This is a genomic window from Actinomycetospora corticicola, assembly GCF_013409505.1.
Classification (GTDB): domain Bacteria; phylum Actinomycetota; class Actinomycetes; order Mycobacteriales; family Pseudonocardiaceae; genus Actinomycetospora; species Actinomycetospora corticicola.
Genome location: NZ_JACCBN010000001.1, coordinates 3,439,157 through 3,464,576, shown reverse-complemented (window position 1 = coordinate 3,464,576; position 25,420 = coordinate 3,439,157). Strand labels below are relative to the sequence as shown.

23 protein-coding genes are annotated in these 25,420 nt (G+C 74.0%); 12 read left to right on the top strand and 11 right to left on the bottom strand.

All coding sequences use genetic code 11. The features are described from left to right. Positions 1-324: 324 nt before the first annotated feature. Positions 325-870, bottom strand: coding sequence for a bifunctional nuclease domain-containing protein (locus tag BJ983_RS16825; RefSeq protein ID WP_179794843.1), 546 nt, complete (start codon positions 868-870; stop codon positions 325-327). A 210-nt stretch (positions 871-1,080) separates the two neighbouring features. On the opposite strand from BJ983_RS16825, the gene BJ983_RS16820 reads away from it, so the two are divergent. Then, positions 1,081-1,908: a TrmH family RNA methyltransferase gene (locus BJ983_RS16820; RefSeq protein ID WP_425484769.1), complete on the top strand. Its 828-nt coding sequence runs from the start codon at positions 1,081-1,083 to the stop codon at positions 1,906-1,908. After that, entirely contained in the window at positions 1,905-2,573 is a 669-nt protein-coding gene (locus tag BJ983_RS32360) for a DUF2537 domain-containing protein (RefSeq protein ID WP_179794842.1), read from the top strand. Before BJ983_RS16820 ends, BJ983_RS32360 begins: the two co-directional genes overlap by 4 nt. On the opposite strand, the gene sepH is transcribed toward BJ983_RS32360, so the two are convergent. Both sepH and serC read right to left on the bottom strand, forming a co-directional pair. After that, positions 2,559-3,521: a septation protein SepH gene (sepH, locus tag BJ983_RS16810; protein WP_179794841.1), complete on the bottom strand. Its 963-nt coding sequence runs from the start codon at positions 3,519-3,521 to the stop codon at positions 2,559-2,561. The genes BJ983_RS32360 and sepH overlap by 15 nt on opposite strands. A gap of 108 nt (positions 3,522-3,629) precedes the next feature. Further along, the gene (serC, locus tag BJ983_RS16805; RefSeq protein WP_425484768.1) at positions 3,630-4,754 is read right to left on the bottom strand and encodes a phosphoserine transaminase; all 1,125 of its coding nucleotides are present in this window, start codon (positions 4,752-4,754) and stop codon (positions 3,630-3,632) included. A 139-nt stretch (positions 4,755-4,893) separates the two neighbouring features. On the opposite strand from serC, the gene pdxH reads away from it, so the two are divergent. From pdxH to BJ983_RS16780, 5 genes are all read left to right on the top strand, one after another. Next, positions 4,894-5,544: a pyridoxamine 5'-phosphate oxidase gene (gene pdxH, locus BJ983_RS16800; protein WP_179794839.1), complete on the top strand. Its 651-nt coding sequence runs from the start codon at positions 4,894-4,896 to the stop codon at positions 5,542-5,544. 103 nt (positions 5,545-5,647) lie between these two features. Further along, positions 5,648-6,571: a hypothetical protein gene (locus tag BJ983_RS16795; protein WP_179794838.1), complete on the top strand. Its 924-nt coding sequence runs from the start codon at positions 5,648-5,650 to the stop codon at positions 6,569-6,571. Positions 6,572-6,593: 22 nt separating this feature from the next. Continuing rightward, complete coding sequence (locus BJ983_RS16790) at positions 6,594-7,898, top strand: MFS transporter (protein WP_179794837.1); 1,305 nt, start codon at positions 6,594-6,596, stop codon at positions 7,896-7,898. A gap of 25 nt (positions 7,899-7,923) precedes the next feature. Then, positions 7,924-9,141, top strand: a complete 1,218-nt coding sequence (locus tag BJ983_RS16785; protein WP_179794836.1) for a hypothetical protein — start codon at positions 7,924-7,926, stop codon at positions 9,139-9,141. Between the two features lie 12 nt (positions 9,142-9,153). Beyond that, positions 9,154-10,074, top strand: coding sequence for a phosphotransferase (locus BJ983_RS16780; RefSeq protein WP_179794835.1), 921 nt, complete (start codon positions 9,154-9,156; stop codon positions 10,072-10,074). Here the strand turns inward: BJ983_RS16780 and BJ983_RS16775 are convergent, their stop codons facing one another. Continuing rightward, entirely contained in the window at positions 10,075-10,503 is a 429-nt protein-coding gene (locus BJ983_RS16775; protein WP_179794834.1) for a MarR family transcriptional regulator, read from the bottom strand. Between the two features lie 83 nt (positions 10,504-10,586). On the opposite strand from BJ983_RS16775, the gene BJ983_RS16770 reads away from it, so the two are divergent. Next, positions 10,587-12,365 (top strand): ABC transporter ATP-binding protein, encoded by a 1,779-nt coding sequence (locus BJ983_RS16770; protein WP_179794833.1) that lies wholly within the window; start codon positions 10,587-10,589, stop codon positions 12,363-12,365. Between the two features lie 103 nt (positions 12,366-12,468). On the opposite strand, the gene BJ983_RS16765 is transcribed toward BJ983_RS16770, so the two are convergent. Then, positions 12,469-13,248 (bottom strand): alpha/beta hydrolase, encoded by a 780-nt coding sequence (locus BJ983_RS16765; RefSeq protein ID WP_179794832.1) that lies wholly within the window; start codon positions 13,246-13,248, stop codon positions 12,469-12,471. 235 nt (positions 13,249-13,483) lie between these two features. Here BJ983_RS16765 and BJ983_RS16760 point away from each other — a divergent pair, with 235 nt between their 5' ends. The 4 genes from BJ983_RS16760 (at position 13,484) to BJ983_RS16745 (ending at position 18,427) form a co-directional block, all read left to right on the top strand. Then, positions 13,484-14,386: an aldose 1-epimerase family protein gene (locus tag BJ983_RS16760; protein WP_179794831.1), complete on the top strand. Its 903-nt coding sequence runs from the start codon at positions 13,484-13,486 to the stop codon at positions 14,384-14,386. After that, positions 14,383-15,363, top strand: a complete 981-nt coding sequence (locus BJ983_RS16755; protein WP_179794830.1) for a carbohydrate kinase family protein — start codon at positions 14,383-14,385, stop codon at positions 15,361-15,363. Before BJ983_RS16760 ends, BJ983_RS16755 begins: the two co-directional genes overlap by 4 nt. 206 nt (positions 15,364-15,569) lie before the next feature. Then, positions 15,570-16,871, top strand: coding sequence for a citrate synthase (locus tag BJ983_RS16750; protein ID WP_179794829.1), 1,302 nt, complete (start codon positions 15,570-15,572; stop codon positions 16,869-16,871). Between the two features lie 170 nt (positions 16,872-17,041). Continuing rightward, the gene (locus BJ983_RS16745) at positions 17,042-18,427 is read left to right on the top strand and encodes a cryptochrome/photolyase family protein (RefSeq protein WP_179794828.1); all 1,386 of its coding nucleotides are present in this window, start codon (positions 17,042-17,044) and stop codon (positions 18,425-18,427) included. Positions 18,428-18,439: 12 nt separating this feature from the next. Here the strand turns inward: BJ983_RS16745 and BJ983_RS16740 are convergent, their stop codons facing one another. From BJ983_RS16740 to BJ983_RS16715, 6 genes are all read right to left on the bottom strand, one after another. Then, on the bottom strand, positions 18,440-19,609 hold the full coding sequence (locus tag BJ983_RS16740; protein WP_179794827.1) for an ABC transporter permease: 1,170 nt from the start codon (positions 19,607-19,609) through the stop codon (positions 18,440-18,442). Continuing rightward, positions 19,606-20,520, bottom strand: a complete 915-nt coding sequence (locus BJ983_RS16735) for an ATP-binding cassette domain-containing protein (protein ID WP_179794826.1) — start codon at positions 20,518-20,520, stop codon at positions 19,606-19,608. Before BJ983_RS16735 ends, BJ983_RS16740 begins: the two co-directional genes overlap by 4 nt. A 550-nt stretch (positions 20,521-21,070) precedes the next feature. Further along, positions 21,071-22,318: a gamma-glutamylcyclotransferase gene (locus tag BJ983_RS32355; RefSeq protein ID WP_179794825.1), complete on the bottom strand. Its 1,248-nt coding sequence runs from the start codon at positions 22,316-22,318 to the stop codon at positions 21,071-21,073. Next, complete coding sequence (locus BJ983_RS16725) at positions 22,297-22,965, bottom strand: MBL fold metallo-hydrolase (RefSeq protein WP_179794824.1); 669 nt, start codon at positions 22,963-22,965, stop codon at positions 22,297-22,299. Before BJ983_RS16725 ends, BJ983_RS32355 begins: the two co-directional genes overlap by 22 nt. Beyond that, positions 22,965-24,053 carry an S-(hydroxymethyl)mycothiol dehydrogenase gene (locus BJ983_RS16720; RefSeq protein WP_179794823.1) on the bottom strand — a complete coding sequence of 363 codons (1,089 nt, stop codon included), beginning with the start codon at positions 24,051-24,053 and terminating at the stop codon, positions 22,965-22,967. The genes BJ983_RS16725 and BJ983_RS16720 overlap by 1 nt, the downstream gene beginning before the upstream one ends. Positions 24,054-24,209: 156 nt before the next feature. Next, entirely contained in the window at positions 24,210-25,388 is a 1,179-nt protein-coding gene (locus BJ983_RS16715) for an acetyl-CoA C-acetyltransferase (RefSeq protein ID WP_179794822.1), read from the bottom strand. Between the last annotated feature and the right edge of the window lie 32 nt (positions 25,389-25,420).

Genomic DNA, 25,420 nt, shown 5'->3' with positions numbered 1-25,420 from the left:
GCCGACGGGCGGCACGGCGGTGGGCTGCCGAGACGGTCGTGGGAGTGCGCCGGGACGGTCGGTACGGCGGTCGGCCCCATCAGTGCCCGGCTCCCTCTCTCGGCCCGCACCCCCGCCCGTCGTGTCGGGCGGAGGTCGGGCGGTGCTCTCCCCCGACGACCCCGATCACGGTGACACAGCCGTGTGTCACACACCAGGGGCGACCACCGTTCGCCTCGTCATAGCGTCCGTTCAGCGGAGATGCTCCCGGGGAGGGCGCCGCTCGGCGCACATGCAGATGCGGTGGTCGCAGTAGGCCGTGCGGCAGGTGTGGGGAGCCCGCCGTCAGGAACCGCGGCCGAAGTCCTCGGGGGAGACGTTGTCGAGGAAGGCCCGGAAGCGGTCGACCTCCTCCTCGTCGGGCACGTCGGCCGCGCCGTCGCCCTCGCCCTCCTCGCCGGAGGACTCGTCGTCGTCGACGAGCACCCCGGCCTCGACCAGCACGGCCTCGGTGGCGTGGATCGGCACGTCGACGTGCAGCGCGATCGCGATCGAGTCGCTGGGGCGGGCGGAGACCCGCAGTCCGCGGTCGAAGACCAGGTCGGCGTAGAAGGTGCCGCCGCGCACCTCGGTGATCTCGATCCGCTCCAGGGTGCGCCCGAGCGCCGTGACCACGTCGGCGATCAGGACGTGCGTCAGGGGGCGTTCGGGCAGTCGGCCCTGCTGCTCCAGGGCGATCGCCTCGGCCTCCGCCAGGCCGATCCAGATCTGGAGGCACCGCTTGCCCGTCGTCTCCTGCAGGAGCACCACCGGATGCCGGTTGGCGTCCGACGCCGTCTGCTGTGCCGCGTCGTCGACGGCCAGGACGCCGACCACCCGCATCTCGCTCACGTCTTCGCCTCCCGTATCCGGGGGACGCTCTGCGGTCCTCGGTCGAGCCCCGCTGCGCCTCCCCGGCCGACCCCATCCTGTCAGTCGCGGACCGTGCCGTCAGGGCCGAGCGCCGCGCGCCGCACCCGTGCCCTCGGCATGCCCCGTGCCCCCGGCCGGCACACCCCACGGTTCGAGCCCGGAGGAGATCACGTCTGGAACGATGCGGTCGTGGCGCGGATCGTGGAACTCGACGGAGCGGGGGAGCCCGATCCACCCGCCGTCCGGCACGCCCTGCTGGACGACTTCCGCGACCTCTCCCGGGCGGACCGTCGCCCGGACCGCCCCGGCGGCCGGGGTCTGGTGCTGGCCGAGGGCACGGTGGTGGTGCGCCGGCTGCTCGCCTCGCCGTACCCGCCGCGGGCCCTGCTCGGCGTGCCCCGGCGCATCCACGAACTCGCGCCCGAGCTCGCCGCGCTCGACGTCCCCGCCTTCGTCACCGACGCGGACACCATGGCCGAGGTCGTGGGCTTCCACCTCAACCGCGGGGTGCTCGCGAGCGCCGACCGCGCCCCCGCCCCGGACCTCGACGACCTGCTCGCGCACGCGACCCGCGTCGCGGTCCTGGAGGGCGTCAACGACCACGAGAACCTCGGCTCGCTGTTCCGCAACGCCGCCGCGCTCGGCGTGGACGCCGTGCTGCTGGCCCCGGGCTGCGCGGACCCGCTCTACCGGCGCAGCGTCCGCGTGTCGATGGGCCATGTCCTGCGCGTGCCGTTCGTGATCGCGTCCTGGCCGGAGCTCACCACCGCGCTGCGCGCCCACGGCTTCGTCCTCGGGGCCCTCACGCCCGCGGGGGACGTCGCGCCGGGCGCGCTGGCCGACCGCGAGCGCGTCGCCCTGCTGCTCGGTGCCGAGGGCCCGGGGCTGTCCGACGAGGCCCTGGCCCTCGCCGAGGTCCACGTGCGCATCCCGATGGTGCCGGGCGTCGACTCCCTGAACGTCGCGACGGCGGGAGCGGTCGCCTTCCACGCCGTCGGCAGCGCGGGGACCGCGTGACCGTCCTCGAGGTCGGCGCCCGCCGCGGGCGTGCCCTGGTGGGCGGCCACCCGCTCGGGGCGGCCGTCGACGAGGGCTGGGGCCACTACGCGCCCGGCGCGGACCTCACGCCCGGCCTCGTGGGCGAGCTCGACGACTGGGCCCGGGCGGCCGACGCCTGGGAGCGCTCCGGGGCCGGCCCCCGGTCGTCGGAGGGCGTCCGGGTCAGCCGGACCGGCCGGCACCTCGCGGCGCGGGTCTCGGTGGTGCTGCGGCGCCCGGTGGACTACCGCGACCCCGTGACCGGGCTGCGCATCCCGCTGCGCGCGGTGACCACCGCGCCGCGGGTGCCCGCGGTGCCGCTCCCGACCCGTCGTCGGGGCCGCCGCGTGCCCGGGACCGTCTCGACCGTCTTCACCGAGCCCACTCCCTGGGTGACCGGGACGACCCTCGCCGCGATCGTGGCGGGCCTCGTGCTCGCGGCGAACCTGGCGCTGGCGCTGCCGTTGGTCGCCGGGCTGGGGTGGTTCGGCGTGCTGATCGACCTCGTGGTCGTCGCGGGCCTCGTGCCCGCGCTGTGGCTCAACCGCACGGTGCCGACGTGGCGCTGGGCGGTGTGGGGTGCCTTCACCGGGATGGGGCTCGCGGTCCCACCCCTGGTGGTCGCGGTCCTAACTGCGGGGTGAGCGCACCCCGAGCAGCACGTCCTCCCACGAGGGGACGATCGGGTGCGACTTCGGCCGGCCCTTGCCGGTCCCACCGGCCCCTCCGCCGTCGTCCCGACCCGGGTCCGTCCGCGAGGTCTCCCGCGGACGGGCCTGACGGGGGCGTTCGGGGGTCCGCTGGTCCGGGACGGAGCGCGAGCCCCGGGCCCGGGTCCCGCCCGTCGGCCGCGTGGCGGCGTTCGGGCGCGGCGCCGGTCCACCGCCGACGGCGACCGCCGACTCCTCCTCCTGCTGCTGCTCGGGCTCGGCGACCTCCTCCGGCGCCTCGCCGCCGTTCCCGACGGCGGGTCGGGCGGCGCTGCCGTCCGCGCGGCGCGGCCCGGGCGCCGGGTCGAGCCCCATCACGTCCCGCGCCGACTCGTCGCGGGGCTGCACCGCACCCCCGGAGGCACCGGGGGTGTAGGTCCAGTGGGCGAGGTGGTCGGAGTGCCCGGTGCGCCACGACATGGCCACCACCCAGCGCCCGTCCTCGCCCTTCCAGGCGTCCCACGTCGCGTCGGAGGCGTCCTGGCCGCGGCCGGAGAGCACCGAGCCGATCGTCTCGCCCAGCGTCCGCGGATCCGCCGGTCCCTCCGCGGGCACGTGGTGGCCCCGCCGGGCGATCTCGGCGACCCGGGCGCGCTCGAGCAGCACCGGGTAGGCGAACCGCTCGACGTGCGCCGCCGGGACCCCCGCCCCGGCCGCCACGTCGGCGACCGACTCCCCGCTGCGGATCCGCGCCTGGATGTCGCGCGGCCGCAGCGGCGACGTCGTCTCGATCTCCATCTGTCCCAGCCGCCGCACGTCGCCCCGCGCGGCGGCCCGGAGCCGCTCGTCGGAGGGGATGGTGAACCGCTCGTGGCGGATCGGGTCCTCGAGGATCACCGTCGACGTGTCGTCACCCAGGCCCACGACCCGGAGCTCGCGCATGGTCGGCCTCCCCGGTAGCCCTGCAAGTCCACCGACGACGCTAGGCGAGCGCCTGCCCCCTTCGAGGGAGGCGCGCCGCGCGTTCCACCCCGACCGGGTCGAGCTCCGTCACGCGCTGAGCGCGCCCACCACGTGGTCGATGCACTCGGTCAGCTTCGACACGTCCTCCGGGTCGACCGCGGGGAACATCCCGATCCGCAGCTGGTTGCGCCCGAGCTTGCGGTAGGGCTCGGTGTCGACGACCCCGTGCGCGCGGAGGATCCTCGCCACCGCGGCCGCGTCGACCTCGTCGGCGAAGTCGATCGTGCCGACGACCTGGGAGCGGTGGGCGGGCTCCGTCACGAAGGGCGTCGCGTAGCTCGACTTCTCCGCCCAGGAGTACAGCCGGTCGCTGGAGTCCCTGGTCCGCGCGGTGGTCCAGGCCATCCCGCCGGAGGAGTTCATCCACTCGATCTGGTCGGCCATCATGATCAGCGTGGCGACGGCGGGCGTGTTGTAGGTCTGGTCCTTGCGCGAGTTGTCGATGGCGGTCGGCAGCGAGAGGAACTCGGGGATCCAGCGGTCGGTGCTCGCGATCTCGTCCACCCGCGCCAGGGCGTCCGGGCTCATCAGCGCGATCCACAGCCCGCCGTCGGAGGCGAACCCCTTCTGCGGCGCGAAGTAGTAGACGTCGGCCTGGGACACCTCGACGGGCAGGCCGCCTGCGCCCGAGGTCGCGTCGATCGCGACGAGCTTCCCGTCGCTGCCGGCCGGCCGGGCGACCGGGACGGCGACGCCGGTCGAGGTCTCGTTGTGCGCCCAGGCGATGAGGTCGACCGAGTCGTCGGAGCGCGGCTCCGGGGCGGAGCCCGGGTCGCTGGTGACGACCACCGGGTCGGCGAGGAACGGGGCGCCCTTCGCGACCCCCGCGAACTTCGAGGAGAACTCCCCGTACGTGAGGTGCAGCGAGCGCTCGCGGATCAGTCCGACCGCCGCCGCGTCCCAGAACGCCGTCGACCCGCCGTTGCCCAGCACGACCTCGTACCCGTCGGGCAGCTCGAACAGGCTGCCGAGGCCGCTCCGGATGCGGGCGACCAGGTCCTTCACCGGCTTCTGGCGGTGGGAGGTGCCCATGACGTGCGCGGCGTCGGCCACGGCCTGCAGCTGCTCGGGGCGCACCTTCGAGGGGCCGCACCCGAAGCGGCCGTCGGCGGGGAGGAGCTCGGCCGGGATCGTCACTGATTCAGCGGTCACGGCGGCCATCCTCCCAAGCTCCCGGATGCGCTGCTGTGTCCCGGGTCACCACCTGTGGCGTGCGCGTGCGCCCCACCGTCGATTTGTCCCATCTCTCACGGGGTTCCCGCGGGCCGTCCCGCGTGCCTACCGTGGCCGGGTGAACGCTCCGATCGCGGACCTCCGTGTCGACTATCGCGCCGGTGAACTCGAGGTGGACGACCTCGCCGCCACCTGGCACGAGCAGCTCGCCGCGTGGCTCGAGGCCGCCCGTGAGGCCGGCGTGCCGGACCCGAACGCGATGGTGCTCGGCACCGTCGACGACGAGTACCGCGTGACCACCCGGACGGTGCTCGCCAAGGACATCGACGCCCGCGGGGTCACCTTCTTCACCAACTACACCTCGGAGAAGTCCCACCAGCTGCGCCAGACGCGGCAGGCGTCGGTGACCTTCCCCTGGTACGGGATGCAGCGGCAGGCGACCGTCATCGGCGCCGTCGAGCTGCTCGGGAAGGAGGAGACGGCGGAGTACTGGCGCGGCCGTCCCCGCACCTCCCAGCTCGGCGCCTGGGCCTCGCCGCAGTCGGCCACGGTGCGTGACCGCGAGGCCCTCGAGGACCTGTTCACCACCGTCGAGGCGCGCTTCGCCGACGACGAGGAGATCCCGCCGCCGCCGCACTGGGGCGGGTGGCGGCTGCTCCCGACCCACGTCGAGTTCTGGCAGGGCCGGACCTCCCGGCTGCACGACCGGCTGCGCTTCCGCTTCAACCCCGCGCGCGGCGACTGGGTGGTCGAGCGCCTGGCGCCGTAGGTGCGCTTCGCGCAGGTGAGCAGAAAAGGTCGCTATCGCGACCTCTTCTGCTCACCAGGCGCAGCCACCGTGACTGTCGGGGGTGGCCGTTAGCCTGCGGGGCATGGACGAACTGGTGTTCGACGAGACCCGGTCGGTGATCGTCGGGTCGATGCTGCGGGTGTTCGCCGCGGACGGCCGAGCGACGGCCGAGGTCGAGCGCCTGCTGGTGCACGTCGCGCGGACCGCCTCGACGCAGGACCTCGTGGACGTGGCCTACGACCTGGCGGCGCAGGTGCTGTCGCCCGCGGCGTGGAGCGCGCTGTGCGAGGAGCCGTGGCTGGCGGCCGAGCTGGACGCCGCCGCCGAGGCGCCCGCGCCGGTGGAGGTGCGGCTCGTGGTCACGGGCGCGACGTCCCAGCAGGTCCGCCGACTCCTCGACCGGCCGGCCGAGGTCCTCGGCGAGGCGCTCGGCCTCCCCGGCGACGCCGAGCCGGACGCCCCCGAGTTCCGACCGCAGTCCGCGGACGACGCCGAGATGGATCCCGGCGAGTTCGACAAGCCGGAGGTCGTCCCGCGCCGCCCCGGCACCGGCGACAGCGACGAGGTGCGTGGTCGACGGCTCTCCCGTGCGTCGTCGGTTCGGACTCGTCGCCGGGGTGGACCTGCCCGACGCGCGGCGCGAGGGCCCGGCTGCTCGCCGAGCGGGTCGCGTCCGTCGGCGGCGCGGCCCCGGCGGTCGTGCGGTCCGCGGGACGCATCGGGTCCGGCGGCGCCCGGGCCGGCCGACGCCGGTGATCGGGTGTCGCGCGGACCGGCTGACGGTCCGACTCGTCCGGCCCGGTGTCGACGTCGTCCCGGGACGGCGATCGGTCCTCCGGGAGCAGCGCGACGTGGATCGCCCGGAGCGGCGCGCCGCGGGAGGGAGGGTGCCGACGACCGCCGCTCACGCTTCGCGCGCGGTCCCGGACCGACGGGATCGCGCAGCCGGGACGGGCCGGACGTCGGATTCGCGCATCGTGGCGGGGCTCGCACCGTGACCATGTGAGATCGGTGCTTACGATCGTTCGGTGAGCGAACGACCACGGCGCGGCCTGCTCGCCGACACGACCCCGCTGAAGACGCCTGCCTTCCGTCGGCTCTGGACGGCGGGCGTGGTCACCGTCGTCGGTGCCCAGCTGACCGTCGTCGCGGTGCCGTTCCAGCTCTACGAGATGACCGGGTCGTCGGCCTGGGTGGGGCTGACCGGGCTGTTCGGGCTCGTGCCGCTGGTGGTGTTCGGGCTCTGGGGCGGGGCGATCGCCGACGCCGTGGACCGCCGGATGCTGCTCGTCGTCTCCGGCGTCGGCATCGCCGTGAGCTCGGCGCTGCTCGGCGTGAGCGCCCTGACGCACTTCGGTGGGCCGTGGACGGTCCTCGTGATCTTCGCCGTGCAGACCGCGTGTCTCGCGGTGAACCAACCGACCCGGTCCGCGGTCCTGCCCCGGATCCTGCCGCTCGACCAGCTCCCGGCGGCCAACACGTTGTGGTTCACGGTGCAGCAGCTCGGCGCCTTTGCCGGCCCGCTGGTGGGCGGGGTGGCGCTGGCGTTCATCGACGTCGGGGTGCTCTACCTCGTCGACACCGTCTGCCTGACCGTCTCGATCTGGGCGGCGTACCGGCTCCCACGGCTGCCCGTGGCCGACGGCGCGGAGACGGGTCTGCGCGGCGTGCTGCACGCGATCCGCACCAGCGCCGGGCTCCGGTCGGTGGTCGACGGCTTCCGCTACGCCGCGATGTCGAAGGTGCTGCTCGTCAGCTTCCTCGCCGACCTCGTGGCGATGGGCTTCGGGATGCCGCGCGCGGTGTTCCCGGAGGCGGCCGTCGAGACCTTTGGCGGCGGACCCGCCTACGGGTTGCTCTCCGCCTCGATCGCGGGCGGCGCCGCCCTGGGCGGGCTGCTCTCCGGGCGGCTGCACGGGATCGCCCGGCAGGGCGTGGCGGTGACGATCGCGGTGTCCCTGTGGGGCGTCGGCGTGGCGCTGGCCGGCCTCACCTCGATCCTGTGGCTCGCCGTGCTCCTGCTCGCGGCTGCGGGCGCTGCCGACCTCGTCAGCTCGGTCTTCCGCTCGACGATGCTGCAGACCGTGGCGACCGACGAGATGCGCGGCCGGATGCAGGGCGTCTTCGTGGTGGTCGTGGCCGGCGGGCCGCGGGTCGCCGACCTGTGGCACGGCTGGGCCGCCGACGCGATCGGCACCGGCGCGGCCACCGCGCTGGGTGGCGCCGCCGTCGTCGTCGGGATGCTTGCCGTGGTCCTCGCCTTCCCGGCGTTCTGGCGCTACCGCGCGCCCGTCGCCGGTGCCCCCGAGGACGCGCCGGCGAGCCAGGCGTAGACGCGGGGGCCGTACCCTCCGGCGGGTGACGACCCCGACCGACCGCTCCGTCACCCCGCTCGTCGTCACCGTCCTGGCCGGGTACGCCCTGCTCGCCTACGCCGCCGTCGCGCCGACGCTCAACCTCGCGGGCGCGCTGCTGGGGCTGGTGCTCGCCCTCGCCGTCCTCGGGCTCCAGGTCGGCTACGTCAGCCGGCCGGGGGTCGTGCACCCCCGCGAGGGCGTGGTCGTCGCGCTGCTCGCGCTCGCCTGCCTGGTCTACGTGCCGATCGTCGCGATCGGGGTCGGCTGGATCGGCTTCGCGGGCTTCCTCGCCGGGAGCCTGCGGATCCTGCTGCCGCCGCGGGTCGGGCTCGCGGGCCTCGCCGTGGTGGTCGTCTCGGTCGGCGTGCTCGCGGGCCTGGTGGCGGGTGCGCCGCTGTTCACGGTCGTGACGTCGGCGGTGAGCACGCTCGTGACGGGCCTCGTCGTCCACGGCCTCACCCGGTGGTGGCAGTACACGGGATCGGCCCGGCCGGCGCCCGTCCTGCCCGCGCCGCCGGCCGCAGCGGGGGAGAGCGCGTCGACGGAGACCACGCCGGTCGAGACCACGTCGGCGGTGGCCACGCCCCAGGGCGTCGGGTCGGAGCCGGCGGGCGGCACGGCGGACGGCGACGACGCTGACGGCGGCAAGGCTGACGGCGGCGGATCGGACGCCACCGACGCGGGCGGGAGCGCCGAGGGCGGGAGCGCCGCCGGTGGCGATGGGCCGGCCGGCAGCGCGGAGGTCAGCGGCGTGGCGGACGGCGGCACGGCGGACGGCGGCACGGCGGACGGCGGCAAGGCGGACGGCGGCAAGGCGGACGGCGGCAAGGCGGACAAGCCGGCGGACCCGGCCGCGGACCGATGGGCCGACGCGCTGCGCACGGCGCGGTCGGACCTCGACACCGCCGGGGTCGAGCTGACCGTGCTCGGCGCGGACGTGGAGCTGCCCGACGAGATCGCCGCGCCGTTCGTGGAGCTCCTCCGCGTCGCCGTCGCGCACACGACCCGCAGCCCGGCGGCCACGACCTGCCGGGTCTCGGTCGTCCGGCGGGCCACGGAGGCCCGGATCGTCGTCACCCACGACGGTGCCACCGACGACCCCGACCCCGAGGACTTCGAGCCCCTCGGCGAGCGCTTCGAGGACCGGGACGGCTCGGTGCTCGCCGAGCGCGACGACGCGGAGTTCACCGTGGACGGACGGCTGCCGCTCCCGGCGTGACAGCCTGCCCGCGTGGCGATCGACGAGACGGCGCGGGCGGCCCGGACCGAGTGGGCGGTGGCGGCCGCGCGGGCGGTCGCCGAGGAGTACGGCGTCGTCGCGGACACCCCCGTCGTCCTGCACGACCTCTTCTCCGTCGTCGTGCACCTCGCACCCGCGCCCGTCGTCATGCGGATCCCGACGGTGCTCCCGCCCTCCCGCCAGGCCGACCCCACCCGCACCCTCGCCGAGCGCCGGGCCGAGCTCGCGGTGTCGTTCGCGCTCCGCGAGCTCGACTTCCCGACGACGGGTCCCTCACCGCTGCTGCCCGCGGTCCCCTTCGAGCGCGACGGCCTCGTCATGACGGCGTGGGAGTACCTGGAGACGGTCCCGGTCGTCGAACTGGACGACCCCGCCGGCTACGTCGCCGACCTCCACACGGCCCTCCGCGCCGTCGAGGTCGACCTGCCGTTCCTGGTCTTCTGGGACGACTGGATGACCGAGATGCTCGACCTCCTCGCCGCACACCCGGAGCTCGTCGGCCCGGACGACCTCGCCGTCGCCCGCCGCGAGCACGCGCGGATCGACGCGGTGTTCGGCTCGCCGGAGCGGTTCGCCGCGGCCTTCCCGCACGCGGCGCTCCAACCGGTCCACGGCGATGCGCCGACGCACAACGTCCTGATGACGACGGACGGACCCGTCGTCACCGACCTCGAGCACGCCTGCCTCGGGCCGGTCGAGTGGGACCTCGCCCTGACCGGTCTCGCCGCCGACTACGACCAGGCGACCGTCCTGCGCGGCGGCCGTCCGACCGACCGGGAGCTGCTGGCGCTGTGCGAGTCGGCCCGGTGGCTCCAGGTCGTCTGCTGCCTCGGGCTCGCGGACGAGGCGCCGGCGGAGCTCGTCGACGGCATCCTCCCGCTGGTCGCCACCTGGCGGGACCAGGTCGGCTGATCAGGCGTCGAGGCGTCCGAGCACCTCGCGGAGGAGCCGCTCCAGCTCCGCGCGGTCGTGCTCGCCCAGCCCCGCGAACACCCGGTCGGCCTCGGCCGCGCGGGCCTGGCGCACGGCGCGGCCCAGCTCCCGTCCCTGCTCGGTCACGACGACGAGGGTGGCGCGGCGGTCGTCGGGGTCGGTCTCCCGGTGCACGAGCCCGCGCTCCTCCAGGGCGTCGACCACCTCGGTGGCCGACCGCGGCGCGATCCCGAGGTGTTTCGCGAGCGCCCCCGGCCGGGCCGAGCCGTGGCGCATGAGCACGCCGAGGGCGCGCAGCTGCGAGGGGTTCACGTCCCAGGGTGCGAGCGTCTCCCGGGAGGTGTGGCGCAGGCGGCGCGCGACGGCCCAGAACAGGTCGCTGACCGACGTGGGTTCGTCGTGCTCCACGGGAACACCCTAGCGCGGGACGCTGTTGTAGCCTCATCATGAGGTAACCTCAGTAAATCCTCACCGAACCCAGGAGGCGCTTCTTGCCCCGCCCTTCCGAAGTCTCCGCCGAACAGCGCCGGCTCGACCGCGAGCAGGCCAAGCAGGTCTCGCTGCGCCGCATCGCCCGGCTGTTCGCCCCGTACCGCTGGTCCCTGGCCGTCGTCGTCGCCGTGATCGTCGCGTCGTCGATCGTCGGGCTGGCCCAGCCCTTCCTGCTGCGCGAGGTCATCGACGTCGCGCTGCCGCAGCGCGACGTCACGCTGCTGGTGTGGCTCGTCGTCGGGATGGTCGTCGTCGCCGCCGTGACCGCGGCCTTCGGCGTCGTGCAGACCTGGATCTCGACGAAGATCGGTCAGCGCGTGATGCACACGCTGCGCACCGACGTCTTCTCCCACCTGCAGCGCCTGTCGCTCGGCTTCTTCACGCGCACCCGCACCGGAGAGGTGCAGTCGCGGATCACCAACGACATCGGCGGCATGCAGTCCGTCGTCACCTCCACCGCCACCTCCATCGCGGCCAACCTGACGACGGTGATCGCCTCGTCCGTCGCGATGGTCGCCCTGTCCTGGCAGCTCTCGCTCGTGACGCTGCTGGTGCTGCCCCCGGCCGTGCTGCTCTCGCGGCGCGTCGCCCGGCTGCGGCGCACCATCACCGCGCAGCGCCAGCGCGAGCTCGCCGACCTCAACGTCACCATCGAGGAGGGCCTGTCGATCGACGGCGTCCGCCTCTCGCGCACGCTCGGCACCGGCGACGCGCTCGTCTCCCGGTTCACCGACTCCTCGCTGCGCCTCACCGACCTGGAGCTGCGCAGCCAGCTCGCGGGCCGCTGGGTGATGGCGACGATGTCGATCGTCTTCGCCGCGATCCCGGCCCTGATCTACCTGGGCGCCGGACTGCCCTGGACCGCCGGCGCGCTGTCGATCGGCACGCTGGTCGCCTTCACCTCGCTGCAGGCCGGCGTGTTCCGGCCGCTGTCCTCGCTGCTCGACGTCGGGGTCTCGGTGTCGGCCTCGCTGGCGCTGTTCGCCCGCATCTTCGAGTACCAGGACACCGTGATCGAGGTCGAGGAGCCGGAGCACCCGGTGGACCTCGGGCACCCGCGCGGCGAGCTGCGCCTCGAGCACGTGACCTTCACCTACCCCGGTGCCGACCGGCCGGCGCTCGACGACGTGTCCCTCGACGTCCCGGCCGGGACGACCCTCGCGCTGGTGGGGGAGACCGGCTCCGGCAAGTCGACGCTCGGGTCGCTCGTGGCCCGCCTGCACGACCCGGACACCGGCCGCATCACGATCGACGGCGTCGACCTGCGCGACCTGCGCCTGGACGACCTCGCCGCGATCGTCGGCGTCGTGAGCCAGGAGACCTACCTGCTGCACGCCACCGTGCGGGAGAACCTGCGCTACGCGAAGCCGGACGCCACCGACGCGGAGATCGAGGCGGCGACCCGTGCCGCCCAGGTCCACCACGTCATCGAGGGGCTGTCCGAGGGGTACGACACCGTCGTCGGGCCGCGCGGACACCGCTTCTCCGGCGGCGAGCGCCAGCGCCTGGCCATCGCCCGCACCCTGCTGCGCAACCCGCGCATCCTGGTGCTCGACGAGGCCACGTCCGCCCTCGACAACGCCACGGAACGCGCCGTGCAGGACGCCTTCGACGCCCTCGCCGTCGGCCGGACGACCCTGACGATCGCCCACCGCCTCTCCACGGTCCAGGACGCCGACCGGATCGCGGTCCTCGACCACGGCCGGGTCGTCGAGTCCGGCACCCACACCGACCTCGTGTCCGAGCACGGTCGGTACGCCGAACTCACGGCGGCGTGAGCCCGCACGGCGTCCCGACGGCGGGTCCTCCCGAGTCGGGTCGGTGGCTCCTCCGTCGCACCGGACGCGTCGGAGGAGCCATCGACGCCCCGGCGGCCCGTCGTCAGGACGGGAGCCCGGTCAGCACGTCCACGAGGGGACCGGGCCGTAGCTGCACCCCGAGGTGACTGCTCGCGAGGTCGACCACGCGGAACGGGAGGCCGACGGCCTCCGAGTCCGCGACGAACCGGTCCTGCAGCGCCGGCATCAGCGCGCGGTCGCCACCGAGCCGGACGTAGGTGCGCGGCACGCGGCCCCAGCGGTCCGGGTCCACCGTCACCATCGCCTCGTCGACCGCGAGCGACTCCCGCCCGTCCATCGTCGCCAGCATCGCGAGCAGTTCGGTGCGCGAACCGTCGGCGAGCAGGGCGTCCTGGAGCGCGTCGAGCGCCTCGGGGTCGGTGGTCCGGAAGTCCACCCGGAGCTCGGCGACCTCCGCGGGGTCGGCGGTCAGCAGCCGCGGCGCCAGCCGGTCGAGCGCCGACGGGGCCACCGAGGCGTAGACCGACGGCCCGCCGACGACGCAGCACCACGCGGACACGTACACGACGTGGGCGAGCCGCTCCGGCACGGCGTTGGCCACTGCGGTGACGGTCAGCCCGCCCCGGCTGTGCCCGACGAGCACCACCGGGCCGTCCACCGCGCGCACGACGGCCGTGACCGCGGCGACGTCGTCGGCGGTCGAGACGCCGACCATGCCGGTGTCGCGGGCGTCGAGCCCGTGCCCGGGCAGGTCGACGGCGACCACCCGGTGCCCGCGCAGGGCGAGGTCGCGGGCGACGGGGCCCCAGGCGGCGGCGGTCGAGAACGCGCCGTGGACGAGGACGTACGTGATCGATGACAAGAAGCACTCCCGGGGACCGGACGGACACGACGGCGGGCGCTCAGATCACGGGGCGCAGGCTAGGGCCTCCGGGGACGACGGGTCCACCGACTTCCCGCGCGCAGCCGGACGTCAGCGGTGGCCCACGGCGGACACCGGATGTCAGCCGTGGGCCACCGCTGACATCCCGGGGCTCGCACGGCAACCGGTTGCGTGGATCGTCCCGACTCGCCCGGTGACCCACTACGGTGCCGCCATGGCGCCGAGCGAGTTCGAGATCCGCGCGGGCGGTGCGCACGCGGTGGTGACCGGCGTCGGGGCCGGGCTGCGCGCGTTCACCGTCGACGGCGCGCACCACGTGGAGACCTACGAGGGTGACCCGCCGATGGGGGCGGGCTGCGTGCTGATCCCGTGGCCGAACCGCACTGCGGGCGCCCGCTTCGACTGGGCGGGGACGCCCCACGAGCTCGAGGTCACCGAGCCGGCGAACGGCAACGCCATCCACGGCCTCGTCCGCAAGCGCCCCTGGACGCTCGTCGAGCACACCGACGACACGGTCACCCTGGCGATCGACGTCCCGGGCGGCGACGACGAGCAGGCGCACGGCTGGCCCCAGCCGCTGCACGTGGAGACGACCTACACGGTGGCGCCGACCGGACTCACCGTCACGCACGTCCTCACCAACACCGGGGACGGCGCCGTGCCGGCGGGCGTGGGCACCCACCCCTACCTGCGCGTCGGCGACCACCCCAGCGGCGACTGCACCCTCCAGGTCCCCACCACCACGGTGCTCGACGTCGACGAGCGGCAGATCCCCGTGGGCGCGGCCCGGCCGGTCACCGACGACGAGAACCTGCGACAGCCCCGCCGGGTCGCCGACCTCGAGCTCGACACCTGCTTCGGCGTCCGCCCCGGCGTCGCGGGCGTGCTCGCCGAGCTCGTCGCGCCCGACGGCACCGGCACCCGGCTCTGGGGCGACCGCAACGTCGCCTGGGTCCAGGCCTTCACCCCCGGGAGCCCGTTCGGCCGCGAGGGCAAGGCTGTCGCCGTGGAACCGATGACGTGCCCGCCGGACGCGCTCAACTCCGGCACCGACCTCGTCGTCCTGCAGCCCGGGGCGACCTGGACCGTCCGCTGGGGCCTGGAGGCAGTGCGATGACCGTCCCGGGAGACGGAGCGGAGCGGAGCTCGACCATCGTCTCGGCCGGCGAGGCCCTCGTGGACCTCGTGCCGGTCGAGCAGCGGCCCGCCGGGACGAGCGGAGCGACGGGGGGTGCGTTGACCCCGCTCGCGCCGCGGCTGGGCGGCGGGCCGTACAACGTCGCGGTCGGGCTCGGGCGCCTCGAGGTCCCGACGGCGATGCTCACGCGCCTGTCGACCGACGCGTTCGGCGACGCCCTGCTCGAGCGGCTCGCCGACTCCCACGTGCACACCGACCTCGTGCAGCGCGGCGAGGAGCCGACCACGCTCGCCGTCGTGACCCTCGACGAGGCCGGGCACGCCCGCTACTCGTTCCACGTCGAGGGCACCGCCGACCGGCTGGTGGCCGACCCCGGCGAGCCCCCGATGGCCGCGCTCGCCGTCGGGACCCTCTCCCTGCTGCTGGAGCCGGGCGCCTCGATGTACACCGGCCTCGCCCGGCGCGCCGCGGCGGCGGGGACGTTCGTCAGCCTCGACCCGAACATCCGCCCCGCCCTCGTCGGCGACGCGGCGGCCGTCCGGGACCGGCTGGACGCGATCGCCGCCGTCGCGGGCCTGGTCAAGCTCTCCGACGAGGACGCCGCCTGGTGGGGTCGCGAGCCGGAGGATCTGCTCGCGGCGGGCGCCGGGGCGGTCGTGGTCACCCGCGGGGCCGAGGGACTCCGCGCGTTCACGACGACGGGTGTGGTCGAGGTGCCCGCGGACACCTCCCGCCCGGTGGTGGACACGATCGGCGCGGGGGACTCGGTCCACGCGGCGCTGCTGGCCCACCTGCACGACCACGACCGGCTCGGACGGGCGGCCGTCACCGCCATGACCGGCGACGACTGGCGCGCCGCGCTGGAGTTCGCCGCGCGTGTCGCCGGGTGGACCTGCTCCCGCGCGGGCGCGGAGCCGCCGACCCGCGCGGAGTTGGCTCACCCAGCGGAACAGTGACCGGGGCCACGGGGCTCGACACCGTTTCCCGTGCTGCGGTGATCGCTGCGTGAGCGCTACGGTTCGCCCAGCGTACGACGCCCCAACACCCGCGGGAGTTCGCCTCGGGCTGACGCCGGAGCCGGCGCGGGGACCGACCGTCCCCGCTCCGACGACCGGTGCCGACCCTCCCTCCCGCACGAAGAAGCGTGAGAGGGATGCATTCGATGGCCGACGACGGCGAGAAGCGCACCGCGACCCTGACCTATCCGGGCGGGGAGCACACGATGGAGATCGTCGAGGCCAGCGAGGGCTCGTCCGGGATCCAGCTGGGCAAGCTCCTCGGCGAGACCGGTCTGATCACCCTCGACCCGGGCTTCGTGAACACCGGATCGTGCCGGTCCGACATCACCTACATCGACGGTGACGCCGGGATCCTGCGCTACCGCGGCTACCCGATCGAGCAGCTGGCCAAGAACTCCACGTTCGTCGAGACCAGCTACCTGCTGATCCACGACGAGCTGCCGAACAAGACCCAGCTCGAGAACTTCACCGACCAGATCCAGCGGCACACGATGCTGCACGAGGACCTGAAGAAGTTCTTCGACGGCTTCCCCGCCGACGCGCACCCGATGCCGGTGCTGTCGTCCGCGGTCTCCGCGCTGTCGACCTTCTACCAGCGCTCGCTGGACCCGTTCGACGAGCCGAACGTCGAGCTCTCGACGGTCCGCCTGCTGGCGAAGGTCCCGACGCTCGCGGCCTACGCCTACAAGAACTCGATCGGCCAGCCGTTCCTCTACCCGGACAACAACCTGTCCCTGGTGGAGAACTTCCTGCGCATGACCTTCGGCCTGCCGGCCGAGGACTACGAGATCGACCCCGAGGTCGCCAAGGCCCTCGACATGCTGTTCATCCTGCACGCCGACCACGAGCAGAACTGCTCCACGTCGACGGTGCGCCTGGTGGGCTCGTCGCAGGCCAACCTGTTCGCCTCGATCTCGGCGGGCATCAACGCCCTGTTCGGCCCGCTGCACGGCGGCGCCAACGCGGCCGTCCTGACGATGCTCGAGAACATCCGGGACAACCACGGCAACACCGACGACTTCGTCGCGAAGGTCAAGAACAAGGAGCCCGGCGTCCGCCTCATGGGCTTCGGGCACCGGGTCTACAAGAACTACGACCCCCGCGCCGCGATCGTCCGCGACACCGCCCGCGGCATCATCGAGAAGCTCGGCGGCGGCGACGAGCTGCTCGACATCGCGATGAAGCTCGAGGACTACGCGCTCAACGACGACTACTTCGTCGAGCGCAAGCTCTACCCGAACGTCGACTTCTACACCGGCCTGATCTACCAGGCGATGGGCTTCCCGACGGAGATGTTCACCGTCCTGTTCGCCATCGGGCGCCTGCCCGGCTGGATCGCCCACTGGCGCGAGATGATCGAGGACCCGGACACCCGCATCGGCCGCCCGCGTCAGGTCTACACCGGCCCGACCGAGCGCGAGTTCGTGTCGCTGGACCAGCGCTAGTCCCGATCCGAGCGAAGGGCACCTCCGGTCGCATAGGTCGGCCAGGGGCGCCCCTCGCCATCCGCGGCCCGCACCGGGCGAAGGGCCCCGTCGGTCGATCTCCTCGACCGACGGGGCCCTTCGCTCGTCCACCGGGGCTTCCCGACGCCGGGTGCGGGTACCTGGCCCGCATGGGTTCGGCTGACACGACCGCCGTCGTCTGGTTCCGACGCGACCTGCGGGTCCGCGACCAACCGACGTTCCTCGCGGCGAAGGAGCGCGCCGACCGCGCGCTGGCGTTGTTCGTGCTGGACCCGACGCTCCTGGAACCGGCCGGCCCCCGGCGGACCGCGTTCCTCTTCCGCTGCCTGCGCGCCCTGGACGAGGACCTCGGCGGGAAGCTGCTCGTGGTCAAGGGCGACCCGGAGGACGTGGTCCCGCGGATCGCCCAGGCCGTCGGCGCGGACTCGGTCCACGTCGCCGCCGACTTCGGGCCCTACGGCCGGCAGCGCGACGAGGCGGTGGAGAAGGCGCTCGGCTCGACCGGTGACGGGGTCGAGCTGGTGCGGTCGGGCTCCCCGTACCTCACCGAGCCCGGCACGATCACGAAGTCCGACGGCGACCCGTACAAGGTGTTCACGCCCTTCTCCCGGGAGTGGACGAAGCGCATCCAGGACGCGGAGCCCGCCGACACCGACGCGAAGACCCTGACGTGGATGGACCCGTCCGACAAGGACGGCGGCCCGCGGGCGGTGAAGGTGCCCGACGACCCGAAGGTCGACGCCGAGCTGCCCGAGGCGGGGGAGCAGGCCGCCCACGAGCAGTGGGAGGCGTTCGTCGACGAGCACCTCACCGACTACGACGACACCCGCGACCGCCCCGACAAGCCGGGCACGAGCCGGATGAGCGTGCACCTGAAGTACGGCACGGTGCACCCACGGACCCTGCTCGCCGGCGCCCGCGGCAACGGGAAGGGCGCGACGTCCTACCGCAACGAGCTGTGCTTCCGGGACTTCTACGGGCACGTGCTCTGGTGGTTCCCCCGGAGTGCGCGCGAGAACTTCGACCCGAAGTTCGAGAAGATCGAGCTGGACACGGGGAAGGCGGCCGAGCAGAAGTTCCGCCAGTGGCAGGAGGGCCGCACCGGCTTCCCCGCGATCGACGCCGCGATGCGCCAGCTGCAGGGCGAGGCGTGGATGCACAACCGGATGCGGATGGCCGTGGCCTCGTTCCTGGTCAAGGACCTGCACCTGCCGTGGTGGTGGGGCGCGAAGCACTTCATGGAGCTGCTCGTCGACGGCGACCTCGCGTCGAACCAGCACGGCTGGCAGTGGGCGGCGGGGACCGGCACCGACGCGGCGCCGTACTTCCGCGTGTTCAACCCGGTGACCCAGGGGGAGCGGTTCGACCCGCAGGGCGACTACGTGCGGCGCTGGGTGCCGGAGCTCGCCGACGTCGAGGGCAAGAAGGTCCACCAGCCCTGGAAGCTGCCCGACCCGCCGTCGGGATACCCGGAGCCGATGGTGGACCACAAGGCCGAGCGCGTGGAGGCGCTCAACCGGTTCAACGCCCTGTAGCCCGGCGGCCTCCTACCGGCTGCGCAGCGCCTCCCGCCACGAGACCCGTGCACCGGTGCGCAGCACCGAGCGGGCGTAGATCCGCCCGCCGAGGGCGAGCACGCCGGCCGTGAACGCCAGCGTCAGGACGAAGGCCGCCACCACCTGCCAGACCGGCACCCCGCCCAGCGCCATGCGGGCGGGCATGATCAGCGGGGTCCACGGCGGGATCAGCGACATCACGGTCAGGGCCGTCGACGTCGGGGCCGAGATCACGAGGTTGAAGCCGACGGCGAACCCGACGAGCACCACGATCGACACCGGGGTCAGGACGCTCTGGGTGTCCTCCTGGCGTGAGACGAGGGAGCCGAGGGCGGCGTAGACGGTCGCGTAGAGCGCGAAGCCGATGAGGTACCAGACGAGCACCGACACCAGCGTCCCGCCGAGCCCCGCCCCGGCGACGAGCAGGCCGGCGGTCCCCGCCACGGCCAGCCCGGCGCCGCCGAGGATCACCAGCTGCAGCAGCCCGACGGCGCCCAGCCCGAGCACCTTGCCCAGCAGCAACTGCCACGGCCGCACGGTGGCCAGCACGATCTCCACGACCCGGCTCGACTTCTCCTCGACCACTCCCTGGGCGACCATCGCGCCGTAGGTCTGGATGGAGAAGAACAGCAGGAACGCCCCGAACGCGCCCAGTCCGATGCGCAGGCCCTGGGCCGGGTCCTCCGGCCGGGCCGCGACGACGACGGGCTCCGCGGCGGCGACCGCGGCGTCGGCGGCCGCCGGGTCGGGCAGGAGCTGCTGCTGCGCGACCAGGGTCGTCGCGACGGTGACGACGGAGCCGGCCGCGCTGCCGAGCGAGGTCTCGACGTCGACGCGCGGGCGGGTCGGCGGCCCGGACAGTGCCGCGTCGGCGTCGCCGGAGGCCACGAGGGCCCGCCCGGCCGCGGCGTCGGCGACCGGCACCACCCGCACGATGCGGCCCTGGTCGTCGGCGGCGGTGCGCAGCGCCGGGGTGATGGCCTCGGTCTCCGGGGCCACCGCGACCGTCGTCGACCCGCCGTCGGTGGCCGCGCCGATCGAGCCGATGAAGAGCGAGTAGCCGACGAGGATGACGAGGATGATCAGGGTCGAGACGACGAACGCCCGGCCGCGGACCCGCGCGAGGAACTCCCGGCGGGTGATGAGCAGGACGGTCCTCACGCGGCTCCCGCCTCGGTCCGCTCGCCCATCGTCTCCCGGAACAGCTCGGTGAGCGACGGGCGGCGGTGGGTGAACTCGCGCACCGGCCCGGTGGCGAGCGCGGCCTGCAGCAGGGCCTGATCGTCGGCGGCGGCACGGAGGGTCACGACGGTCCGGTCGTGCTCGACCCGGCTCGCCGTCACGCCGGGGACCGCATCGGCCCAGCCGGGCAGGGCGTCGGGGGCGTGGACCACCACGGTCGCCCCCGCGCCGTCGCCGGCGCGCAGCTCGTCGACGCGGCCCTGCGCGATCATCGTGCCGTCGCGGACGATCCCGACCCGGTCGCAGAGCCGCTCGACGAGCTCGAGCTGGTGGGAGGAGAACACGACCGGGGCGCCCGCCTCGCAGCGCTCGCGGAGGACCGCGCTCATCACGTCCACGGCCACCGGGTCGAGCCCGGAGAACGGCTCGTCGAGCACGAGGACATCGGGTTCGTGCACCAGGGCCGCGGCGAGCTGGACGCGCTGCTGGTTGCCGAGGCTGAGCTTCTGCACCTCCTCGCCGACGCGCTCCGCGATCCCGAGGCGGGTGGTCCAGCGCGCGGCCGCGGCCTTCGCCTCGGCGGCGCTGCGGCCGTGCAGCTCGGCGAGGTAGCGCAGCTGCTCCCCGACGGCCATCTTCGGGTACAGCCCGCGCTCCTCGGGCATGTAGCCGATGCGGCGGCGACGGGCGGCGTCGATCGGCCGGCCCTCCAGACGGACCTCACCGGCGTCGGCGGCGAGCACCCCGAGGACGATGCGCATCGTCGTCGTCTTGCCCGCGCCGTTCGCGCCGACGAACCCGAACAGCTCGCCCGGCCGCACCGAGAACGTCATGTCGCGCAACGCCCGGATCGTGCCGTACCGCTTCGAGACGCCGTCGATCTCCAGCACGCGATCACTGTCCCTGGTCGTCCGACGGGCGTCCACTCCGGGACGCTCCACCCGATCGTGATCGGGTCGGACCCGGCCGGGTGCTGGAGTGATCGCCCCGCGATCGAGCAGCATGGCGCGGGGTTCTCGTGGGTCGGGGGTGGGTGGTGCGGCTGCTCGTCGTGCTCGTCGTGACCGTCGCGCTCCTCGCCGCGGCCGCCCCGCTCGCGATCACCCAGGCACCGCGGCTGCACTCGCCGGTGCTCGCCCTCGTCGCGTTCGGCGTCGCGGGGCTCGCGCTGCTCGCCGGGCTCGCGCTGCTGGCCCGCGCGGCGGTGCTGCTGCGGCGCTCGGGCATTCCCGACGCCGGGGCGGTGCCGGAGGCGCGCGACGACCAGCCGCCCGCCGACGAGTCGGTGACCGAGCCCCGTCCGGGCCCGGACTACATCGCCCTCGTCCCGACGGCGGGCCGGCTCACCGTGTCCGTGCCGCTGGCCGTCACCCCGCCCCGGCACGCGCGGGACGACGAGGTCGAGGCCGGGGACGGGGACGGGGACGAGCCGGTGACCGATCAGGCGTCCGACCAGGAGCCGGTCACGGTCGGCCAGGTCGCCGGGGGAGCGGTGTCCCACACCCAGGCCCACGCGATGACCGGCTCGGACACGGGGGAGGGCGCGGTGGAGGACGCCGTGGCGGACCCGTCGGACGCCCGGTCCGCGGCGTTCGCCTCGCGGTACACGACGACGCGCTCGCGCCGGTAGTCCGGCCCCTCGTAGGCGTCGAGCGCCGGCAGGTCCCGCGCCGGATCGGCCAGGGTGACGACGTGCCCGCGCGCCGTCCCCGGGCCGGCCACGAGGGCCGGATAGCCGCGGCCGGTGTCGTACACCTGCCCGGTCCCGACGGCGGGTGCGCTCCCTCGGGCGGCCGGCGCGAGCCGCCACCACGCGGACGCGCCCGGCTGCAGCGTGCCGTAGACGAACACCCGGTCCGGCCACGCCCGCGGGTCGGGGCAGCCGTCGACGACCTCCGCCGCGTCGTCCGGCACCGGCCCCGGCGTGCCCTCGAGGTCGCGGGCGGCCGCCTGCGCCACGTCGCGGACCCGTACGGGCGCGCCGTCGACGAGCAGGGGCGACCGGTCGGTCCGCGGCTCCTCGCCGGGGCGGCGCAGGGCCGGCCAGTACCCCAGGACCGGGTCCAGCCGCACGCCCTGCTCGTCGTGCACGGTCGCCGCGTGCAGCCGGGCCAGGTCGTAGCGGTTGCCGCGTCCCTCGCACCGGTCGAGCACGGCGACCTGCTCCGGCGTCGCCAGCCAGACGTGGTGGGTCTCCGGGTCCCCGTCCCGTGGCAGGAAAGCGTCGTTGCTGTCACCAGGTGACAGCAACGACGCTTTCCTGCCACGTGGGGGAGGGTCGGCACGTGGGGGAGGGCTGTCACCGGAGGTGACCGCCAGCGTGGCCGGGCGGGCGTCGTCGCGGACACGGAGGCCGGCCGCCCACACCGCGGCGACCCCGTGGACCGTCACGCGCAGCGCGACCACGGGGCCGGGCAGGCCGAGGTGCTCCCGGAGCCAGGTGATCTTCGACGGGCAGGAGTTCGAGCCGTAGGCCAGGACCGGCACGCGGCCCGCCAGCGGGACGTCGAGCAGGTCGTCGATCGCGGCGGCGCCGACGCGCCACCCACCGCGGCACCCGTCGTCGGGACGGAGCTCGTGGGTCAGCGCGTCGACGTGCAGGAACGAGAAACCCGGCGCGACCCCCGGGTAGGGGTCGGCCGGGTACTCGGTGTCCGGGAGGGCGGCTATTCCTTGGCCGCCTTCCACTCCTCCAGGTGCGGCGACTCGTCGCCGATCTTCGTGTGGTCCCCGTGCCCGGTGCGCACGATCGTCTCGCCGGGCAGCGAGAACAGCTTGCGCTCGATCGACTCGAGGATCACGCCGTAGTCGGAGTACGACCGGCCGGTGGCCCCGGGGCCGCCCTGGAACAGGGTGTCGCCGGTGAAGACGACGCCGAGGTCGGGCGCGTAGAAGCACGTCGACCCCGGGGAGTGGCCCGGTGTGTGGATCATCTTCAGGTCGATCCCGGCGATCGTGAACGTCTCGCCGTCCTCGAACTGGCCGTCCGGCTCGAGGTCGGGGTGGGTGAGGTCCCAGACCACCCGGTCCTCGGGGTTGAGCAGGATCGGCGCGTCGAGCGCCTTCGACAGCGCCGGGGCGGCGTTGACGTGGTCGTTGTGCGAGTGCGTGCAGAGGATCGCGGTGACGTTGCGGTCACCCACGGCCTTGCGGATCGCCTGGGCGTCGTGGGCCGCGTCGATGACGACGACCTCGCTGGAGTCGCCCAGGATCCAGACGTTGTTGTCGACGTCCCACGACCCGCCGTCGAGCTCGAACGTGCCCGAGGTGACGACGTTGCCGATCGGCCCGCCGTCGTTGACGCCGGTGCCGACCGTGTCCCCGTAGCCGACCATCAGAGGATCACCACCGAACGGAGCACGTCGCCGTGGTGCATCTTCTCGAAGGACGACTCCACGTCGTCGAGCGAGACGCGCTCGGTGACGAACTTGTCGAGCGGGAACCGGCCCTGCAGGGCCAGGTCGACCAGCATCGGGAAGTCCCGGCTGGGCAGGCAGTCGCCGTACCAGGACGAGCGCAGCGACCCGCCGTGGGAGAAGAACGGCTGGAAGTCCGCCTCCAGCTTCATGTCCGGCGACGGCACGCCGACCAGGACCAGCCGGCCTGCGAGGTCGCGGGCCTCGAAGGCCTGCTTCCAGGTGGCGGGGATGCCCACGGCGTCGATGACGACGTCGGCGCCGAAGCCGTCGGTGAGGTCGCGGATCCCCTGCACCGGGTCGGTGTTCTTGGCGTTGATCGTGTGGGTGGCGCCGAAGCCCTTCGCCCACTCCAGCTTCCGGTCCTCGGTGTCCACCGCGATGATCGTGGTGGCCCCGGCCAGCGCCGCGCCCGCGATCGCCGCGTCGCCGACCCCGCCGCAGCCGATGACCGCGACGGTCTCGCCGCGCTTGACCTCACCGGTGTTGATGGCCGCGCCGGCGCCGGCCATGATCCCGCAGCCGATCAGTCCGGCCTCGGCCGGATCGATGTCGGGGTTGACCTTGGTGCACTGCCCGGAGTGGACCAGCGTCTTCTCCGCGAACGCCCCGATGCCCAGGGCCGGCTTGAGCTCCTCGCCGGTGTCCTTGAGCGTCATCGCCTGCGCGGCGTTGTGGGTGTCGAAGCAGAGGTGGTGCTTGCCCTTGCGGCAGGCGCGACACACGCCGCAGACCGCGCGCCAGTTGAGGATGACGTAGTCGCCGACCTCGAGGCCGGTGACGCCCTCCCCGAGCGCCTCGACCGTGCCCGCGGCCTCGTGGCCGAGCAGGAACGGGTAGGCGTCCTCGATGTTGCCCTCGCGGTAGTGCAGGTCGGTGTGGCAGACCCCGCACGCCTGGATCGCGACCACGGCCTCACCCGGACCCGGATCGGGGATCACGATCGTCTCGACGGTGACCGGCTTGCCCTTCTCCCGGGATACGACTCCCCGGACCTCCTGCGGCATTCTTCGCCCTCCAACGGGTCGGCTCATGCGCTCATGCGTGCTCGTGCAGGGTTCCACGTGACGCCGGTTACTACGCAACCCTTCGCGCCGGTGGAAACGCCGACGGGCGGTCACCCCGTGCCGGGGTGACCGCCCGTGGCGGGTCGATCGGGTCGATCAGACGTGCAGGATCAGGCCGGAGCCCTGGCCGCCGCCGCCGCAGAGGCCCGCGGCACCGATGCCGCCACCGCGACGCTTGAGCTCGTGCGCGAGGTGGATCGCGATCCGGGCACCGGACATGCCGACCGGGTGGCCCAGCGAGATGGCCCCGCCGTCGGGGTTGACCCGCTCCGGGTCGACACCGAGCTCGGCGGTGGACTGGAGGGCGACGGCGGCGAACGCCTCGTTGAGCTCCAGCATCTCGAGCTGCTTGGGCTCGAGGCCCTCCCGCTCCAGGGCCTTGAAGATCGCCCGCGACGGCTGCGAGAGCAGCGAGTTGTCGGGGCCGGCGACCCAGCCGTGGTGGCCGATGCGCGCCAGGACCTCGAGGCCCAGCTCCTTCGCCTTCTTCTCCGACATGATCACCGCGGCCGCGGCACCGTCGGAGATCTGCGAGGAGGTGCCGGCGGTGATGATGCCGTCCTTGGAGAACGCCGGGCGCAGCTTGCCCAGGCCCTCGGCCGTGGTGTCGCCACGCACGCCCTCGTCCTCGGAGACGACCACCGGGTCGCCCTTGCGCTGCGGGACCGACACCGGCGCGTACTCGGCGTCGAAGCGGCCGTTCTTGGCCGCGTCGGCGGCACGCTGGTGCGAGGACGCGGCGTACTCGTCCATCGCCTCGCGGGTGAGGCCGATCGCCTTCGAGAACTTCTCGGTCGAGGCGCCCATCGACTCCTGGTCGTAGACGTCGGTCAGCGCGTCGAACTCGGTGGCGTCGATGATCTTCCCGCCGCCGTACTTGTAGCCGCGGCGGGCCTTCGGCAGCAGGTACGGCGCGGCGGTCATGGACTCCATGCCACCGGCCACGACGACGTCGTAGTCGCCGGCCTGGATCATCTGGTCGGCGATCGCGATCGCGTCGAGACCCGAGAGACAGACCTTGTTCAGGGTGAACGACGGCACCGACATCGGGATGCCGGCGTCGGTCCCGGCCTTGCGGGCCGGGTTCTGGCCCGCGCCGGCCTGGATGACCTGACCCATGATGAGGTACTCGACCTGGTCCCCGGAGATGCCGGCCTGCTCGAGGGCCTTCTGGATCGCGGTGGTGCCGAGCTGCTGCGCGGTCAGGTCGGCGTAGGCCCCGGAGAGCTTGCCGATGGGCGTGCGGGCGCCGGAGACGATGACGGAGCCGGGCATGGACGTCCTCCTGGAGGTAGTCGGGAAGTCTG